At 68.0% G+C, this 15,518-nt stretch carries 20 protein-coding genes; 6 read left to right on the top strand and 14 right to left on the bottom strand.

Translation table 11 applies throughout. The features are described from left to right. The first annotated feature begins 9 nt into the window (after positions 1–9). The gene (locus A7V84_RS19210) at positions 10–699 is read left to right on the top strand and encodes a peptidoglycan DD-metalloendopeptidase family protein (RefSeq protein ID WP_412778672.1); all 690 of its coding nucleotides are present in this window, start codon (positions 10–12) and stop codon (positions 697–699) included. Positions 700–787: 88 nt separating this feature from the next. After that, the gene (locus A7V84_RS19205; RefSeq protein ID WP_025512802.1) at positions 788–1,270 is read left to right on the top strand and encodes a YajQ family cyclic di-GMP-binding protein; all 483 of its coding nucleotides are present in this window, start codon (positions 788–790) and stop codon (positions 1,268–1,270) included. A gap of 40 nt (positions 1,271–1,310) precedes the next feature. Here A7V84_RS19205 and hutG read toward each other — a convergent pair whose 3' ends face one another. The 5 genes from hutG to fdhD form a co-directional block, all read right to left on the bottom strand. Continuing rightward, positions 1,311–2,105 carry an N-formylglutamate deformylase gene (gene hutG, locus A7V84_RS19200; RefSeq protein ID WP_025512801.1) on the bottom strand — a complete coding sequence of 265 codons (795 nt, stop codon included), beginning with the start codon at positions 2,103–2,105 and terminating at the stop codon, positions 1,311–1,313. Positions 2,106–2,119: 14 nt separating this feature from the next. Further along, entirely contained in the window at positions 2,120–2,824 is a 705-nt protein-coding gene (locus A7V84_RS19195) for an SDR family oxidoreductase (RefSeq protein WP_063491909.1), read from the bottom strand. A 64-nt stretch (positions 2,825–2,888) separates the two neighbouring features. Next, the gene (locus A7V84_RS19190; RefSeq protein WP_170283339.1) at positions 2,889–3,692 is read right to left on the bottom strand and encodes an EamA family transporter; all 804 of its coding nucleotides are present in this window, start codon (positions 3,690–3,692) and stop codon (positions 2,889–2,891) included. 135 nt (positions 3,693–3,827) lie between these two features. After that, on the bottom strand, positions 3,828–4,982 hold the full coding sequence (locus tag A7V84_RS19185; RefSeq protein WP_063491910.1) for a methyltransferase: 1,155 nt from the start codon (positions 4,980–4,982) through the stop codon (positions 3,828–3,830). A gap of 63 nt (positions 4,983–5,045) precedes the next feature. Then, complete coding sequence (gene fdhD, locus A7V84_RS19180) at positions 5,046–5,870, bottom strand: formate dehydrogenase accessory sulfurtransferase FdhD (RefSeq protein WP_052125824.1); 825 nt, start codon at positions 5,868–5,870, stop codon at positions 5,046–5,048. 157 nt (positions 5,871–6,027) lie between these two features. Between fdhD and moaA the strand changes: the two genes are divergently transcribed. Both moaA and mobA read left to right on the top strand, forming a co-directional pair. Then, positions 6,028–7,116 (top strand): GTP 3',8-cyclase MoaA, encoded by a 1,089-nt coding sequence (gene moaA / locus A7V84_RS19175; RefSeq protein ID WP_025512796.1) that lies wholly within the window; start codon positions 6,028–6,030, stop codon positions 7,114–7,116. After that, positions 7,109–7,687, top strand: a complete 579-nt coding sequence (mobA, locus tag A7V84_RS19170) for a molybdenum cofactor guanylyltransferase MobA (protein ID WP_081694968.1) — start codon at positions 7,109–7,111, stop codon at positions 7,685–7,687. Before moaA ends, mobA begins: the two co-directional genes overlap by 8 nt. 9 nt (positions 7,688–7,696) lie before the next feature. Here mobA and A7V84_RS19165 read toward each other — a convergent pair whose 3' ends face one another. The 6 genes from A7V84_RS19165 to A7V84_RS19140 form a co-directional block, all read right to left on the bottom strand. Then, on the bottom strand, positions 7,697–8,899 hold the full coding sequence (locus A7V84_RS19165; RefSeq protein WP_025512795.1) for a molybdopterin molybdotransferase MoeA: 1,203 nt from the start codon (positions 8,897–8,899) through the stop codon (positions 7,697–7,699). Next, a complete protein-coding gene (gene moaB, locus A7V84_RS19160; protein WP_025512794.1) occupies positions 8,896–9,417 on the bottom strand; it encodes a molybdenum cofactor biosynthesis protein B in 522 nt (173 codons plus the stop codon). The genes A7V84_RS19165 and moaB overlap by 4 nt, the downstream gene beginning before the upstream one ends. After that, positions 9,414–9,884, bottom strand: coding sequence for a molybdenum cofactor biosynthesis protein MoaE (locus A7V84_RS19155; RefSeq protein ID WP_025512793.1), 471 nt, complete (start codon positions 9,882–9,884; stop codon positions 9,414–9,416). Before A7V84_RS19155 ends, moaB begins: the two co-directional genes overlap by 4 nt. Positions 9,885–9,888: 4 nt before the next feature. Next, positions 9,889–10,140: a molybdopterin converting factor subunit 1 gene (gene moaD, locus A7V84_RS19150; RefSeq protein ID WP_025512792.1), complete on the bottom strand. Its 252-nt coding sequence runs from the start codon at positions 10,138–10,140 to the stop codon at positions 9,889–9,891. Further along, on the bottom strand, positions 10,121–10,609 hold the full coding sequence (gene moaC / locus A7V84_RS19145) for a cyclic pyranopterin monophosphate synthase MoaC (protein WP_025512791.1): 489 nt from the start codon (positions 10,607–10,609) through the stop codon (positions 10,121–10,123). The genes moaD and moaC overlap by 20 nt, the downstream gene beginning before the upstream one ends. A gap of 98 nt (positions 10,610–10,707) precedes the next feature. After that, the gene (locus A7V84_RS19140; RefSeq protein WP_025512790.1) at positions 10,708–11,112 is read right to left on the bottom strand and encodes a hypothetical protein; all 405 of its coding nucleotides are present in this window, start codon (positions 11,110–11,112) and stop codon (positions 10,708–10,710) included. A 218-nt stretch (positions 11,113–11,330) separates the two neighbouring features. On the opposite strand from A7V84_RS19140, the gene A7V84_RS19135 reads away from it, so the two are divergent. Further along, on the top strand, positions 11,331–11,834 hold the full coding sequence (locus A7V84_RS19135; RefSeq protein WP_025512789.1) for a peroxiredoxin: 504 nt from the start codon (positions 11,331–11,333) through the stop codon (positions 11,832–11,834). A gap of 73 nt (positions 11,835–11,907) precedes the next feature. After that, the gene (locus tag A7V84_RS19130; protein WP_025512788.1) at positions 11,908–13,332 is read left to right on the top strand and encodes an MFS transporter; all 1,425 of its coding nucleotides are present in this window, start codon (positions 11,908–11,910) and stop codon (positions 13,330–13,332) included. 4 nt (positions 13,333–13,336) lie between these two features. On the opposite strand, the gene A7V84_RS19125 is transcribed toward A7V84_RS19130, so the two are convergent. From A7V84_RS19125 to A7V84_RS21550, 3 genes are all read right to left on the bottom strand, one after another. Next, entirely contained in the window at positions 13,337–14,188 is an 852-nt protein-coding gene (locus tag A7V84_RS19125) for an EamA family transporter (protein WP_025512787.1), read from the bottom strand. Beyond that, positions 14,185–15,156 carry a biotin synthase BioB gene (gene bioB / locus A7V84_RS19120; protein WP_033535567.1) on the bottom strand — a complete coding sequence of 324 codons (972 nt, stop codon included), beginning with the start codon at positions 15,154–15,156 and terminating at the stop codon, positions 14,185–14,187. Before bioB ends, A7V84_RS19125 begins: the two co-directional genes overlap by 4 nt. 82 nt (positions 15,157–15,238) lie before the next feature. Then, positions 15,239–15,518, bottom strand: a 280-nt coding sequence (locus tag A7V84_RS21550; RefSeq protein WP_204246505.1) for a hypothetical protein, incomplete at its 5' end; no start/stop codon positions are given.

Below are 15,518 nucleotides of genomic sequence, written 5' to 3'. Positions count from 1 at the left end.
TTCTGCGCAATCCTGCTTTCCCGGGCCCGTCTCTGGCTCGTGGTGTCCCTGCTGGCGGTGCTGGCCGGCTGTGCTTCGTCGGGCGGGGGCGCAAAGCCCGGCTATCACCGCGTGCAAAGCGGCGAAACCCTCACCAGCATCGCACGCAAATACAAGCAGAACGTCAACGATCTGGTGCGCTGGAACAATCTGCCCAGCGCCAATCGCATCAACAAGGGCCAGCTGCTGCGCGTGCAGCGCCCCGACGGCACGGGCAGTGCAGCTGCCGGCGCCCAGCCGGCCAAGCCTGCCGTGACGAGGGCGGCGCCTGCCGTCAAAAGCGCTCCCGTGACCGGTATCCGGCTGGTCTGGCCGGCCGCCGGCACGGTGACCCGCCGCTTCAATGGTTCGTCCTCCCAGGGGCTGACGATTGCCAACAGCGCGGGCACGCCTGTGGTGGCGGCCGCCGACGGCGACGTAGCCTACGCCGCCAGCGGTCTGCGCGGTTATGGCAATCTGGTGATCGTGCGCCATGGTTCGGCCTTCCTCACCATCTACGCCCACAACCGCAAGCTGCTGGTCAAACCCGGCCAGCGGGTCAGGCAGGGCCAGAAAATCGCCGAAATGGGCGACAGCGACGCCAATACCAACCAGCTGTATTTCGAGCTGCGGCGCAACGGCAAGCCGGTCGATCCCAGCGGCGTGCTGCCGGCGCGCTAGCCGGCGCAGGCGGGCAATCCCTTACACTGTAGGGAGGGGGGCCGCAGCATCGTGCGGCCTTGTCGGTTTTTTCTTCAGGATGTGTTTCATGCCGAGTTTTGACGTGGTTTCCGAGGTGGACAAGCACGAATTGACCAACGCGGTGGACCAGGCCAACCGGGAGCTTGCCACGCGCTTCGATTTCAAGGGCAGCAACGCCAAGTTCGAACTGGAAGGCTATGTGGTGACGCAGATTGCGCCCAGCGCCTTCCAGCTCAAACAGATGCTGGACATTCTGCGTGCGCGCCTATCGGCGCGCGGCATCGACGTTCGTTGCCTGGAAGAAGACAGCCCGCTGGAAAACCTGGGCGGCGCGCGCCAGAAGGTCACCATCAAGCAGGGGATCGAGCAGGCCATTTCCAAGAAACTGATCGCGGCCATCAAGGCCAGCAAGCTCAAGGTAGAAAGCCAGATCAACGGCGACAAGCTGCGCATCACCGGCAAGAAGCGCGATGATCTGCAGGCAGTGATGCAGTTGCTGCGCAAGACCGACGTCGATCTGCCGCTGCAGTTCGACAACTTCCGCGACTGATTCCGCGGCGGGGCTGGCCTGCCGGCCCCGCCTGCGGATCTCAGGGTTGCCAGGCGAGCAGGCGTTCGACCAGCCGGTGCAGCACCGCCGTCAGCGCGGCGGCCCGTTCGGGCTCGAAATGATAGGGTGGCGCTTCGGTCATGTAGGCCGACAGCGCCATTTCCAATTGCAGGGCATGGTAGCCCTGCGCCGGGCGGCCGTAGTGGCGTGTGATCCACCCCCCTTTGAAGCGGCCATTGGTCACGGCGCTGAAACCGGCGGCCTCCTGCAGCACGGCGCTGGCCTCGGCCTGCAGGCTCGGCGCGCAGCTGGCGCCATCGGCCGTGCCCAGGTTCAGGTCGGGCAGCTGGCCATCGAAGAAGCGTTCGCAACGGGAAATGATCGAGTGGCCGTCCAGCAGGATGGCGTAGCCGTGCCGGGCGTGCAGCCGTTGCAGTTCGGCGTCCAGGCGCGCGTGATAGGGCGTGAAGTAGCGTTCGCGGCGCAAGGCCACCGACAGCGCCGGCGCCTGGGCCGCGCTGTCTGCCCATACCGGTCCGCCGTCGAAACGGCTGGTCGGGCACAGTTCGGTGTTCGAGGCGCCCGGATACAGCGCGCCGCCTTGCGGGTCACGGTTCAGGTCGATGACGTAGCGCGAGTGGGTGGCTGCCATCAGCGTCACGCCCAGGCCGCGGGCGAAGTCATAGAGGCGATCGACGTGCCAGTCCGTGTCGGGTACGCACTGGGCCTCGGGCAGCAGGTGGGCGCGCAGTTCGGGCGGCACCCAGGTGCCCACGTGAGGCAGGTTGATCAGGAGCGGCGCGTCGCCGCGGGAAAGCGCATACAGGGCAGTCATTGGGGGATCCTGGATCAGACGGAGCGGGTGATGCCGCCGTCGATGCGGATGTTCTGTCCGGTGATGTAGCGGGAGCTGTCGCCGACCAGGTAGGCGATCAGGTCGGCCACCTCGCTGGCCTTGCCATAGCGTCCCAAGGGGATGCGCGCGCGGCGGGCTTCTTTTTCGGGCAGGCTGTCGATGAAGCCCGGCAAGACATTGTTCATGCGGATGTTATGCGGGCCGTATTCGTCGGCGAAGAGCTTGGTGAAGGCTGCCAGCCCGGCACGAAACACGCCCGAGGTCGGGAAATCGGCTTCTGGCTCGAACGTGGCATAGGTCGAGATATTGACGATGGCGCCGCTGCCGGCGGCCTGCATGATAGGCGTGACCAGGCGCGTGATGCGGACCACGTTGAGCAGGTAGAACTCCATGCCGCGGGTCCAGTCGGCATCGCTCAGGGCCAGCAGGCCGCCCTTGGGACCGTGCCCGGCGCTGTTGACCACGGCATCGATGCGGCCCCAGCGTGCCATGGTTTCGTCGACCAGGCGCGCCAGGTCGTCGGTGTGCAGGTTGGACCCGGTCACGCCCAGGCCGCCCAACTCCTGGGCCAGCGCAGCCCCCTTGCCCGAGGACGAGAGAATGGCGACGTGATAGCCGTCGGCGGCGAGGCGCCTTGCGGCGGCCGCTCCCATGCCGCTGCCGGCAGCGGTAAGAAGCGCGACTTTCTGGTTTTGCATGGCGACTCCGTGTGCGGGGGAATAGGGGGATTTGAACAGCGCCCGGACAGATCGGCAATGCCGCCTAGCGTTGCCGGGCGCTGGCCGTGATGCCGGCCGAGGCGGTCACGATGGCGGCCACGGCCAGCCATTGTTGCAGGGTGAGGGTTTCGCCCAGGAAAAGCAGGCCGGAAAACACGGCGAAAACGGGCTCCAGGCTCAGCAGGGTGCCGAAGGTGCGCGCCGGCAGATGACGCAGCACCACGATCTCCAGGGCATAGGGCAGGGCGCTGGAGAATACCGCCACCGCGATGGCCCAGGGCAGCAGGGACGGCGCGAACAGCGCCGCCGGCCCGGCATGGGCCAGCCCGAAAGGCAGCACGAACACGGTGGCGATGGCCGCCGCCAGCGCCAGCGGCCGCGCGCCATGACGCAGAGCCGCGCGTTGTCCGAAAAGGATGTAGAGCGCCCAGCAGACCCCGGCGCCTAAAGCGCAGAACGCGCCCAGCGGGTCCAGCGCGGCGGCGTTGCTGTCTTGCGGCAGCAGCGCCAGCAGCCCGGCGCCGGCCAGGGCGATCCAGGCGAAGTCGCGCAGTCGGCGCGAGGTCAGCACGGCCACGGCGAAGGGGCCGGTGAACTCCAGCGCCACCGCCAGGCCCAGCGGCACCGTGCGCAGCGCCAGATAAAACAGCAGGTTCATGCCGCCCAGCGTCAGGCCGTAGAGCGCGATGTCGCGCCAGCCGCGCGCGTCCAGGCGCAGCCGCCAGGGTTGCAGGATGGGCAGCAGGATCAGGGTCGAGAACAGCAGTCTCAGCGCGGCTGTGCCTTGTGCGCCGACGGCGGGGAAAAGGCTTTTGGCGAGCGCGGCGCCGGCCTGGATGGAGGCCATGGCGATCAGAAGCAGGAGAACGGGGTACAGCAGCGGACGGGACATGGAAGGCTGGCAGAAGGGCTGCCGCCGATTCTACGGCAAGTGTTTCGGGGCCAGGCCGGCCGGCGGTAGGGGCGGCCTGGCGGCAGTGGATCAGCCCTGGCGCGCGAGACGCCAGAGCGAGGTGATTTCGCGCGAGCGCGCGGCATGCAGGGGGTCCTGTTCGGCCTGCGCGCGTGGATGCTGCGGGCGGGCGGTATGGCGTTGCACCACGCGCAGCCCGGCCTGTTCGATCCAGTGGGTCAGGTCATCCGGGGCGCGCAGCCCGAGGTGTTCGGCCAAATCGGAAAGGATCAGCCAGCCCTCACCGCCGGGCAGCAGGTGCTGCGGCAAGCCCTGCAGGAAGGCGCGCAGCATGCGGCTGTCGGGGTCGTAGAGCGCATGTTCGATGGGCGCCCCCGGTTTGGCCGGCAACCACGGCGGATTGCACACGATCACGGCGGCCTGCCCTGGCGGGAACAGATCGGCGCGTTGCAGCGTGACGGCCTGCAGCAGGCCCAGGCGTTGCAGATTATCGTGGGCGCAGGCGAGCGCGCGGGCATCCAGGTCGGTGGCGATCACAGGGTGGGCGCCGCGCCGTGCCAGGATCGCCGCCAGCACGCCGGTGCCGGTGCCGATGTCGAAGGCCGGCCCGGGCGGCAGCGGCGCCTGGGCGACCAGATCGAGGTACTCGCCGCGTACCGGCGAGTACACGCCGTAGCGCGGGTGGATGTGCGCGCCCTGCAGCGCCCGGATGGCCACGCCCTTGCGCTGCCATTGCCCGGCCCCCAGCAGACCTTGCAGCTCACGCAGTGACAGCAGGCAGGGCGAGTCCGCAGGCAGGCCCGCGGCTGCGCAGGCCTCGGCCACCACCGGCGCGCGCCTGAGTTCGAGACGGTAGCCGGGTTGCAGTTCGATCAGCAGCCGTCCCAGCGTGCGGGCGCGTTGCGCCTGCCACATCCGGTGCTGGTGAAAGCGTTGTGGCAGCTCGTCGGGCAGGCGCGGCGGGCGTTTGTCCAGCCGGCGTGCCATGGCGCCCAGCAACTGACGTGCATTCTGGAAGTCGCCATGCCAGAGCAGCGAGGTGCCTTCGCAGGCCAGCCGATAGGCGGTGTCGGCCGGCGTGCGATCGTCGATGCAGACGATGCGCCGCGGTGGCGGCGCGCCGTTCTCGGATTGCCAGCGGGCCTGGCGGGCATGGCCGTCGTTATCGGTCCAGTGGACCAGGGTGGCGGCATCGGGAGCGGGGGCGGGAGCGGGAGCAGACATATGAGGCGGCACTGTAGCGGGTTTTGAAGCATCGCGAAGCCGCAGGGGCTGCGCAGACCCGGATCAGTTCAGCCGTTGCGGGTGGGTATAGAGGGTGGCGGCATCTTCGCGCACGAAACCAGCCAGGGTCAGGCCGGCCTGTTCGGCCAGGCGGCAGGCCAGCGCCGTGGGTGCCGATACGGCGGCCAGCACGGGAATGCCGGCGCTGACGGTTTTCTGCACCATTTCGAAACTGGCCCGGCTGGAGACCAGGGCCATGCCCTGGCCGGCGGGCAGGCCGGCGCGCGCCAGTGCGCCTACCAGTTTGTCCAGCGCATTGTGACGGCCGACATCCTCGCGCAGCAGGATCAGCTGGCCATCGGGACCGGCCCAGGCGGCTGCATGGGTGGCGCCGCTGCTGGCATGCAGCGGCTGGCTGGCGCGCAGCGCCTTCATCGCAGCCAGCATGGCCGCCAGCGGCAGCGGTGCGCCGGTCGGCAGGGGGGCGACCGGGCGCAGCACTTCGGGCAGCGTCTCGACGCCGCACAGGCCGCAGCCGGTGCGTCCGGCCAGGGCGCGGCGGCGCTCCTTCAGGCGGACCATGCAGGCCGTGGCAATTTCCAGCTGCACCACGATGCCGTCGCGCCGGGGCACGAGATCGATGCCGCGGATCTCGTGCGCGGCTTCGACGATCCCTTCGCTCAGGGAGAACCCGAGCGCGAAATCTTCCAGGTCGGTGGGCGTGGCCAGCATGGTGGCATGGCTGATGCCGTTGAATTCCAGGGCGATCGGCGTTTCTTCGGCCAGCCAGTCGTCCTGGGGAGCTTTGGCGCGCTGCCCGTCGCGCACGCGCAGCACCGCACAGGGCTGCAGAGCGGAGGGTGGGGCGGCGTCGCAGGCTGAGGTCATGGCGGAGTCAGAGGGGGATTGGGCCGGTTCCGGTCGGTGCGCCAGCGCCGCCGGGGAAACCTCTGTATACCATGCCGGGTCGGTCCGACCCGGGGATCGTGCCTGGGTTTTCCCCCGGAGTTTCCCCGGCCGCCCTTCCTGCGACTATCATCCTGTCATGTCGTCCGTGATCTACCTGACCGATGAGCGGGTCGTCACTCCCGCCGCTCTTGCGCTGCCGCCGCCGGGCGAGCCGGCGCGCGACCGGCGCGCCCGGCCCCTGCGCGATCTGCGCATCTCCGTGACCGATCGCTGCAACTTCCGTTGCAGCTATTGCATGCCACGCGAGGTGTTCGACGCCAACTATCGCTTCATGCCGCATTCGGCGCTGCTGTCCTTTGAAGAGATCACGCGGCTGGCACGCCAGTTCGTCGGGCTGGGCGTGGAAAAAATACGCCTGACCGGCGGCGAGCCCCTGCTGCGCAAGGACGTCGACCGCCTGGTCGCCATGCTGGCCGAATTGCGCACCCCCGCGGGCCAGCCGCTGGACCTCACCCTGACCACCAATGCCAGCCTGCTGGCGCGCAAGGCGCAGGCGCTCAAGGCCGCCGGCCTGGGCCGCGTGACCGTCAGTCTCGACGCCCTGGATCCGGCGCGCTTCGCGCGCCTGAGCGATGCCGATTACACCCCCGACGACGTGTTGCACGGCATCGAGGCGGCCGCCCGTGCCGGGCTGGCGGTCAAGGTGAACATGGTGGTGCGCCGGGGCGTGAACGACGACGAAATCCTCGCCATGGCGCGGCACTTCCGTGGCACGGGCCAGCAATTGCGCTTCATCGAGTACATGGACGTCGGCAACAGCAACGGCTGGAACCTCGACGATGTGGTTCCGGCCGACGAGATCATCGCCCGCATCCATGCCGAGTTCCCGCTGCAGGCCGTGCCCGAGGCGGCCATGGGGCGGGTGGCCGAGCGCTGGCGTTACCTCGACGGGGCTGGCGAGATCGGCGTGATCGCCAGCGTCACCCATGCCTTCTGTGCGGGCTGTACGCGGGCCCGTCTGTCGCCCGAGGGGCAGCTTTTCCTGTGCCTGTTCGCCTCGCGCGGCTATGACCTGCGCGCCCTGTTGCGCGGTGCGGCCGACGACGCCGCCATTGCCGGGGTGCTCAATGGTATCTGGGCGCAGCGCCACGACAACTACTCCGAGCGGCGCGGCCAGGCCGGCGCTGCCGACGAGAAAATCGAAATGAGCTACATCGGTGGCTGAGGCCTTGCCGGCGGCCGATGGCCTGATCCTGGCGGGCGGGCAGGGCAGGCGGGTCAACGAAGCCGACAAAGGCCTGTTGCCCTGGCGCGGGCGTGTCCTGGTGGAGCAGGTGGCGGCCCGCCTCGCGCCGCAGGTGCATCGGCTCATCATCAGCGCCAATCGCAATGCGGCGCGTTACGCGGCCTATGGCGAGGTGGTGGGAGACGCCACCGACTGGGGCGATTGGCCAGGCCCGCTGGGCGGGCTGGCCGCCGGGCTGGCGGCCTGCCGTCAGCCCTGGCTGGTCTGCGTGCCTTGCGACACGCCGCTGATTCCGCAGGACCTGGCCGTGCGGCTGATCGGCAGCGCCAGCGCGGCAGGCGCTGCGCTGGCGGTGGCCGCCAGCCAGGGGCGGCGTCATGCCGTCTGCATGGCCTTGCGCGTGACCCTGCTCGACAACCTGAGAGCCTGCCTGGATGCGGGTGAGCGCAAGGTGGGCCGCTGGCAGGATCAGGCCGGGGCGGTGGAGGTCGCCTTCGACGACATGCCGGCGGCGTTCCTCAATCTCAATACCCTCGCCGATTTCAGCTAGCGGCGCGCTTCAGCGCTGCCACAGGCGATAGTCGTAGTAGCGCACCGGCGTGCCATCCGGAATGTCGGTGTCGTAGGGCAGGCGCGCCAGGCCGTCGGCCCAGGGCAGCGAGCTCATCACCCCGGAACTCTGGTTGCGGTAGGGATGCAGTTCGGGGAAGTCGCCTGCCCGATACTGGACCCTCAGGAACTCCTCGCGCCCGTCGCGGCGTGTGCGCTCGGTGCGCAGGGCCACCAGGGGCGTGGCGGGGAAGATGTCGCGGCGGCCCTGCATGCGGCGCACCAGCGGCGAGACCAGCACCGTAAAGACCGAAAAGGCCGAGACCGGGTTGCCGGGCAGGCAGACCAGGGGTTTGCCGCAAGCCTGCGCCAGCGCCACGGGTTTGCCCGGCTTCATGCGGACCTTCCACAGAACCAGCGAGGCCCCCATGCTTTCGAGCACCGGCTTGACCAGATCGCGTTCGCCGACCGATACCCCGCCCACGCTGAGCACGAGATCGCACGCTTGCAGCAGCTGCTCGAAGGCTTGCTTGAGGCTGGCCTCATCGTCGAGGGCATGCAGCACCAGCGGGACCTCGGCGCCCATGCCGGTAGCCATGGCGGCCAGCATGGCACCGTTGGAGTTGTAGATCTGCTGCAGGGCGCGCGGCTGGCCCGGCGCGACCAGTTCGTCGCCGGTGGTCAGGATGCCGACGCGCAGCCGCGCGTAGACCTGCGCCTGGGCGATGCCCTGCGAGGCCAGCAGGGCGATGTGGGCCGCCTGCAGCACCGTGCCGGCGGCGATCAGGGGTTCGCCGGCGCGGGTGTCCTCGCCCCGGCGGCGGATATGCTGGCCGGGCGTGGGGGCTTGCAGGAAGGTCACGCTGCCATCGGCTTCGTGCGCGTCTTCCTGCATGATCACGGTGTCGGCGCCTTCGGGCATGAGGCTGCCGGTGAACAGGCGCGCAGCATGCCCCGGGGACAGCGGCTGCGGCGCCAGGCCGGCGTAGATGCGTTCGGCCATCAGCGGCAGCTTGCGCCCGGCAGCGTAGTCGGCTGCGCGCAAGGCGTAGCCGTCCATGGCGCTGTTGTCGGCCGGCGGCAGATCGAGCGCGGCCTGCAGGTCCTGGGCCAGGACGCGGCCGGCCAGCTGCGCGAGCGGCAGGGTTTCGCGTCGGGTCAGCGCGCCGGCGGCCTCAGCCAGTTGGGCCTGGGCCTGGTCGAATTCCATCATGCGGGGCTCCGCGGCGAGAGGTGGGTGGCGAAATTGCAGGGCTTCTGGGCGCTGTCGAGCTGCGGGGCGATCAGGCGTGTCCAGGCGGTGCGGCAGGCATTGTTGGAGCCGGGCACGCAGAAGATCACGGTCTGGTTGGCGTAGCCGGCCAGCGCCCGCGATTGCAGCGAGGAACTGCCGATCTCCTCGAAGGAAATCTGGCGAAAGAGCTCGCCGAATCCGTCGATCTCTTTGTCGAACAGGGGGCGCACGGCCTCCGGCACGTGATCGCGATGGGAGAAGCCGGTGCCGCCGTTGGTCAGGATTACCTGCACCTGCGGATCGGCGATCCAGTCGCTGATGACGCGGCGGATCTGATAAATGTCGTCAGGCACCAGGTTGCGGCGCACGCAGATGTGGCCGGCCTGGGCCAGGCTGTGCGTGAGCAGGTCTCCCGAGGTGTCCTCGGCGGCGCTGCGGGTGTCGCTGATGGTCAGGACGGCGCAATTGAGCGCCACCGGGGTGGGGTCGGTCGTCATGGTGTCTCCTTGGCGCCATCCCAGGCGCGGGTGCGCGCCGCGTCGCTGGCGCGTTGTTCTACCCAGAAGCGGCTGCCGTCGGCGAGGGTTTCCCGCTTCCAGAATGGCGCGCGTGTCTTGAGGGCATCGATCATGTACTCGCAGGCCCGGAAGGCGTCGCCCCGGTGTGCGCTGGCGGCGGCCACGAAAACGATCTGGCTTTCGCGCGAGAGCGCGCCCACGCGGTGGGCGATCAGCGTGCCGGCCAGCGGCCAGCGCGCCCGGGCGCTGGCCGCGATCCCGGCCAGCTCGCGCTCGCACATGCCGGGGTAGTGTTCCAGGTAGAGCGTATCGGTGGCCTGGCCGGGTGCGTAGTCGCGCACGTAACCGGTGAAGGTGACGATGGCGCCGGCCGCCGCTCCTGCCTCGGCGCGCAGCCCGGCAAGCAAGGCGGCGGTGTCGAAATCAGCCTCCTGCACGAAAATCATGGCCTCATCCTCCGGTGACCGGCTCGAAGACGGCCACTTCGTCGCCGGCGGCCAGCGGGGCATCGCCCTTCACGTGGGTCTGGTTGATGGCGATGCGCAGCCGCGCCACGCCTTGCAGCTGCGGGTAGCGTGCCGTCAGTGCCGCACGCAGCCCGGCCGTATCGGCCGGCTCGGGCAGTGGCAGGGTTTCGCCCCGCCGGCCCAGCATTTCGGCCACGCGGGCGAAATACAAGAGTTCAATCGTTGCGCCATTCACCGCTTTTACCTCCTGCCTTGTAGACCAGCCGCTGTTCCTCGATGACGATGCCCTTGTCGGCCGCCTTGCACATGTCGTAGATGGTCAGCGCCGCCACGCTGCAGGCGGTCATGGCTTCCATTTCGACGCCGGTCTTGTAGCGCGTGCGACAGGTGGCGCGGATCTGCACCCGGTGGGCCTGATCATCGAGGGAGAACTCGATGCCCACGAAAGCCAGCGGCAGGCTGTGGCACAGGGGGATAAGTTCGGCGCAGCGCTTGGCGGCCAGCACGCCGGCCACGCGGGCAGTGTTGAGCACCTCGCCCTTGCCCTGGCCGGGCTGGGTCAGCAGGGCATAGGCGTGCGGGCTCAGGCGTACCGTGGCCTGCGCGATGGCGAGACGGTCGGAATCGGTTTTCTCACCGACGTCGACCATGCGGACCTGGCCGCTTTCGTCCAGGTGGCTCAGGGAGGAAGGGGCGTGGGTCATCTCGAAGCGCAAACCTTGATCTTTGGGGGCGATAGGGCTGCACGCCGGCTGGCGCGCAACCCTATGATAGACGAGGCTTGCGTCGCAGGGGCAGCGCCTTAACGCCCCTTTTCCGGCAGGCCGTCCGTGACCTCGGCGATGGCCTGTTTCATTTCGCTGTAGCCGATGGCGCGCTCGCGCTGGAAGCTGCCCATCACGCCGGCGCAGCCGTCTTCGCCGCTGCCACGCATCTGTTCCATCATGGCGCGGCCCTGCGCTTCCCCTTCGGCGAAGCGTTCGGGCAGCACGCTGGCGTCGAAGCCGTACTCCTGGGCGTAGCGCTTGAGGTGCACATGCCAGTTGGCGGCATGCTCGCGCAGATCGGGTTCCGCGGCGCCGCAGCTGCGGGCCGCGCCCTGGGTGGCGCCGGCCGAAGTCACGATCTGCTCGAATATGGTCTGGTCTTCGCCGGCGTGGGCCGTGTGCGTCAGCACGACGGCGGCGGCGATCAAAAATGCTCGCATAGCCAATCTCCTGCGTCGCGGGTTGCCAACGTTTCATTATGGCCGCTCGAGCGCCGCACAAGCCTTTTGCGCAAGTATGCGTTCGTATCCGTCTGTGCGCGGGCTTTTCCTCTGTGTCCGGCATCGCAGCGCCCGCCTGCAGGCACTATGATGGAGGGCGCAGGGCCTGCGTAGCCTTGTCCATTCCATTGATAACTTTGTTCCTGTTGGAGAATTTCATGACCATTTCCGTTGGCGAACGCCTGCCGGACGGCACCCTCACCGAGTTCATCGACACCGAAACCGCGGGTTGCCAGCTCGGCCCCAACGCGTTTCAGGTGGCGGATCTGGTCAAGGGTAAGAAGATCGCGCTGTTTGCGGTGCCGGGTGCTTTCACCCCGACCTGCTCGAATAACCACCTGCCGGGCTACATCGCCGCGGCCGCCGATCTGGCTGCCAAGGGCGTCGACGAGATCTGGTGCGTGGCGGTCAACGATGCCTTCGTGATGGGGGCCTGGGGCCGCGAACATCAGGCCGCCGGCAAGGTGCGCATGATGGCCGACGGCTCGGCTCTCTGGACCCGCGCGCTGGGTCTGGAGCTGGATCTGGTCGCCCGCGGCATGGGCGTGCGCTCGCAACGCTATTCGGCCCTGATCGAAGACGGCGTGGTCAAGCAGCTGAACATCGAGGCCCCCGGCAAGTTCGAAGTCAGCGACGCGGCCACCATGCTGTCGCAGGCCTGAGCTATTTCCGCAGGCTGACCCTGCTTGGCTGTCCCGGCCTTGTGCCGGGCTAATCTTTGCAGCCCGAGGTTCCATGGTTTCGACGCTGTTTTCGTTTTCCTCCCTGTATTTCGCGACCCTGCTGATGCTCGTCGGCACTGGTCTGTTCAACACCTACATGGGGTTGAAACTGACGTCGCAGTCCGTCAACGAGATCTGGGTTGGGGCAATGATTGCGGGGTATTACCTCGGGCTGGTTTGTGGTGCGCGACTGGGCCACAAATTGATCGTGCGGGTCGGACACATTCGGGCCTTTGGGGCCTGTGCCGCAGTGGCCACCAGCACCATCCTGTTGCAGGCCCAGACCGACTCGTTGCCGTTCTGGCTGCTGCTGCGCGTGATCTCCGGCTTGATGATGGTGACCGAATTCATGGTCATCGAAAGCTGGCTCAATGAGCAGACCGAGAATCATCAGCGCGGACGCGTGTTTTCCGTCTACATGGTGGTGTCGGGGCTCGGCACGGTGCTGGGCCAACTGGCGCTGACGCTCTACGGCACCCTGGACAACGGTCCGCTCATCCTGGTGGCCATGTGCCTGGTGCTCTGTCTGGTGCCGATCGCCGTCACGGCGCGTTCGCACCCGCCCACGCCCAAGCCCGCACCCCTGGATTTTTTCTTTTTCGTCAAGCGGGTGCCGCTGGCCATGACGGTGCTGTTCATCGCCGGCAATCTGGGCGGCGCCTTCTACGGGCTGGCGCCCGTCTATGCGTCCAAGTATGGGCTGGACACACCGCAGGTGGCCTTGTTCGTGGCGGTCGGCGTGACCGCCGGTCTGCTGTCGCAGTGGCCGATAGGCTGGTTGTCGGATCGCATCAACCGGGCTGGCCTGATCCGTTTCAATGCTGCGGTGCTCGTGTTGCTGCCCGTACTCATGTGGGGCTGGCTGGAGCTGCCTTTCTGGCTGTTGCTGGTGCTGTCGGGCATTTTCGGGGTGCTGCAACTGACGCTGTACCCGCTGGGCGCGGCGCTGGCCAATGACCACGTCGAGGCCGATCGCCGTGTGAGCCTGAGTGCCGTGCTGCTCATGGTCTATGGCGTAGGCGCCTGCCTGGGGCCGCTGGTGGCCGGCATGCTGATGTCGGTGGCGGGTCCGGCGATGTATTACGTATTCGTGCCTGTCTGTGCGCTGGTTCTGGTCTGGCGGGTGCGCCCCGGTGCGGTCACGGGTGTGCACCAGGTGGAAGAAGCGCCGGTGCAGTTCGTGCCCATGCCGGACACCCTGCAGTCTTCCCCGGCGGTGGTGGCGCTGGATCCGCGGGTGGATCCCGACGCCGACCCCGACATGGAAATGGTCGCCCCTGAGGCGGACGTGATGCAGCCGCCGGCGCCGCCGGCCGAACCGCCGGCCGGGGCCGCCGCGTTCGACAATGTGGTGGCTGAGCCGGGCGAGCACGCCACCGTGGTGGACGTCGAAGATGCGCCCGGGGAGGACTCGCCCCGGAGCGCTGCGGCCGGCTAGGGCCTCAGGGCAGCATCACCGCGATGGCGCCGAGCGCCATCGCCACGCCTGCCACATTCAGGGCCGACAGCCTTTCGCCAAAGCCCAGCGCCCCGACTGCGGTGCCCAGCACGATCACGCCCATGTTCATCGAGGCGAACACCAGCGCCGGCTGTTCCGGCAGGCTCTGGTGGGCGCGGATGTAGCTGTAGATGTTGCCGAAATTGATGGCCCCGAGCAGCAGCCCGGCGGCCAGGTCGCGCATGCGCCAGGCCGTGCCGCGCCACAGCAGCCAGGCCAGCATGAGCAGCCCGGCCAGCAGGAATACGCCCAGCAGCGCCGGAGCGAAGGCCGCGCCGGCACGCGCCATCACCTTGAACAGGATGTCGATGACGCCGTAGACGCCCCAGACGGCCAGCGGCCAGAGCCAGCGCGCGTGTTCGCCATCGGGCAGATCGTCGGCGGGTTTGCGCAGCAGGCAGTACAGCGCGCCGCCAGCCAGCGCGGTGCCTGCCAGCTTGTGCAGGTTCCAGGTCTCGCCGAAGAACAGAAAGGCGGCCGCCAGGGCCACGAAAAGCGACAGCCGCTGGGCGGCGTCGGTGCGCACGATGCCGGCGTGGCGGACCGATTGCGCCAGGGCCATGAAGCCGCCGGGCAGCAGCACGCCCAGCGCCAGCAGCACCAGCCACAGGGCCGGGGTGGCCGGCAGGGCGGGGCGTGCGCCCAGCAGCAGCAGGCACAGCGTGCTGGCCACCGCGTAGTTCACCAGGATGGCCTGGCGCACGTCCAGGCCATGGCGGCGCGCCAGCTTCAGCACCACCACCATGGCCACGCTACAGGCCACGCTCAGCGGCAGATACAGCAAGCCGGGATTCATGCGGGGTCCGCGTGCAGCCCGAGCTTGTGCATCAAGGCCTGGTCGGCCTGGGTTTGCGGGTTGGGGGTGGTCAGCAGGGCCTCGCCGTAGAAGATGGAGTTGGCGCCGGCCAGAAAGCACATGGCCTGCTCGGCTTCGCTGAGATCCTGGCGCCCGGCCGACAGCCGCACCTTGGCGCGCGGCATGGTGATGCGCGCCACGGCAATGCTGCGGATGAATTCGAACACGTCCAGGGGCTCGACATCGGCCAGCGGCGTGCCCGGCACTGCCACCAGGTGGTTGATGGGCACGGACTCGGGGTAGGGCTCCAGATTGGCCAGTTGCGCGATCAGGCCGGCGCGTTCGCGGCGTGACTCGCCCATGCCGATGATGCCGCCGCAACACACGTTCAGGCCGGCATCGCGTACGCGCTCCAGCGTATCCAGACGATCCTGGTAGCAGCGGGTGGTGACCACGTTGCTGTAGAACTCGGGCGAGGTGTCCAGGTTGTGGTTGTAATAGTCCAGCCCGGCGTCCTTGAGCTGTTCTGCCTGGCCGGGTTGCAGCATGCCCAGCGTGACGCAGGTTTCGAGGCCCAGCGCCTTGACCTCGCGCACCATTTCCGCGACGGCTTCCAGGTGATGCGGTTTGGGGCTGCGCCAGGCTGCACCCATGCAGAAGCGGTGTGCGCCGCTTTCCTTGGCGGCGCGGGCGGCGGCCAGCACTTCATCCAGCGGCATGAGCTTGTCTGCCGCCAGACCGGTGTCGTGGCGTGCCGACTGCGAGCAATAGCCACAGTCTTCCGGGCACCCGCCGGTCTTGATCGACAACAGGCTGGAGATCTGGATGGCGGTGGGGTCGAAGTGTTCGCGATGCACGCTCTGGGCGCGGAACAGCAGCTCAGGCAAGGGCAACTCGTAGAGGGCCAGGACATCGGCGACACGCCAGCGTCCGGTGGCCGGGCGGATGGGCAGGGGGATGACTTGCATGCAGTTCTCCAGAAACGAAACGTGCTTCGGCGGATCGTAGAAAGGCGGCTGCAGGAAAGCAATGCATGTCAAATTGGGGTATTTATTGTCTTTTAAGTGGTAGTTGCATGAAAATGACCCAAACATGCGGTGCGGGGTCAATTAAGATGACGTCATCTTCCAGGCTCTGGAAGGCCCGGGAAAATTGTTTCTCTATGTAAATATCCGCATTGCTGTCGGCCCCGGGACGCAAGGGCTGCAGGAAATGATGAAAAACGAAAGCGCGCGCGGCGGTGCGGCAAAGAAAAAGCCCTGCAGGCGCTTGCCTGCAGGGCTTTGAATTTTGGCGGAGCGGACGGGGCTCGAACCCGCGACCCCCGGCG

Origin of the sequence: Bordetella trematum, assembly GCF_900078335.1 — a bacterium.
In the GTDB taxonomy this organism is placed as follows: domain Bacteria; phylum Pseudomonadota; class Gammaproteobacteria; order Burkholderiales; family Burkholderiaceae_B; genus Bordetella; species Bordetella trematum.
This window is presented reverse-complemented; position numbering and strand designations above follow the sequence as displayed.

Coding starts and splice junctions, on each gene's coding strand:
- fdhD (WP_052125824.1), bottom strand. CDS start 5,870: ATGACCTCAGCCTGCGACGCCGCCCCACCCTCCGCTCTGCAGCCCTGT.
- moaB (WP_025512794.1), bottom strand. CDS start 9,417: ATGACGACCGACCCCACCCCGGTGGCGCTCAATTGCGCCGTCCTGACC.
- A7V84_RS19205 (WP_025512802.1), top strand. CDS start 788: ATGCCGAGTTTTGACGTGGTTTCCGAGGTGGACAAGCACGAATTGACC.
- A7V84_RS19190 (WP_170283339.1), bottom strand. CDS start 3,692: ATGGCCTCCATCCAGGCCGGCGCCGCGCTCGCCAAAAGCCTTTTCCCC.
- A7V84_RS19140 (WP_025512790.1), bottom strand. CDS start 11,112: ATGCGAGCATTTTTGATCGCCGCCGCCGTCGTGCTGACGCACACGGCC.
- A7V84_RS19155 (WP_025512793.1), bottom strand. CDS start 9,884: ATGATTTTCGTGCAGGAGGCTGATTTCGACACCGCCGCCTTGCTTGCC.
- hutG (WP_025512801.1), bottom strand. CDS start 2,105: ATGACTGCCCTGTATGCGCTTTCCCGCGGCGACGCGCCGCTCCTGATC.
- A7V84_RS19130 (WP_025512788.1), top strand. CDS start 11,908: ATGGTTTCGACGCTGTTTTCGTTTTCCTCCCTGTATTTCGCGACCCTG.
- moaA (WP_025512796.1), top strand. CDS start 6,028: ATGTCGTCCGTGATCTACCTGACCGATGAGCGGGTCGTCACTCCCGCC.
- moaC (WP_025512791.1), bottom strand. CDS start 10,609: ATGACCCACGCCCCTTCCTCCCTGAGCCACCTGGACGAAAGCGGCCAG.
- A7V84_RS19135 (WP_025512789.1), top strand. CDS start 11,331: ATGACCATTTCCGTTGGCGAACGCCTGCCGGACGGCACCCTCACCGAG.
- A7V84_RS19165 (WP_025512795.1), bottom strand. CDS start 8,899: ATGATGGAATTCGACCAGGCCCAGGCCCAACTGGCTGAGGCCGCCGGC.
- A7V84_RS19185 (WP_063491910.1), bottom strand. CDS start 4,982: ATGTCTGCTCCCGCTCCCGCCCCCGCTCCCGATGCCGCCACCCTGGTC.
- A7V84_RS19125 (WP_025512787.1), bottom strand. CDS start 14,188: ATGAATCCCGGCTTGCTGTATCTGCCGCTGAGCGTGGCCTGTAGCGTG.
- A7V84_RS19195 (WP_063491909.1), bottom strand. CDS start 2,824: ATGCAAAACCAGAAAGTCGCGCTTCTTACCGCTGCCGGCAGCGGCATG.
- bioB (WP_033535567.1), bottom strand. CDS start 15,156: ATGCAAGTCATCCCCCTGCCCATCCGCCCGGCCACCGGACGCTGGCGT.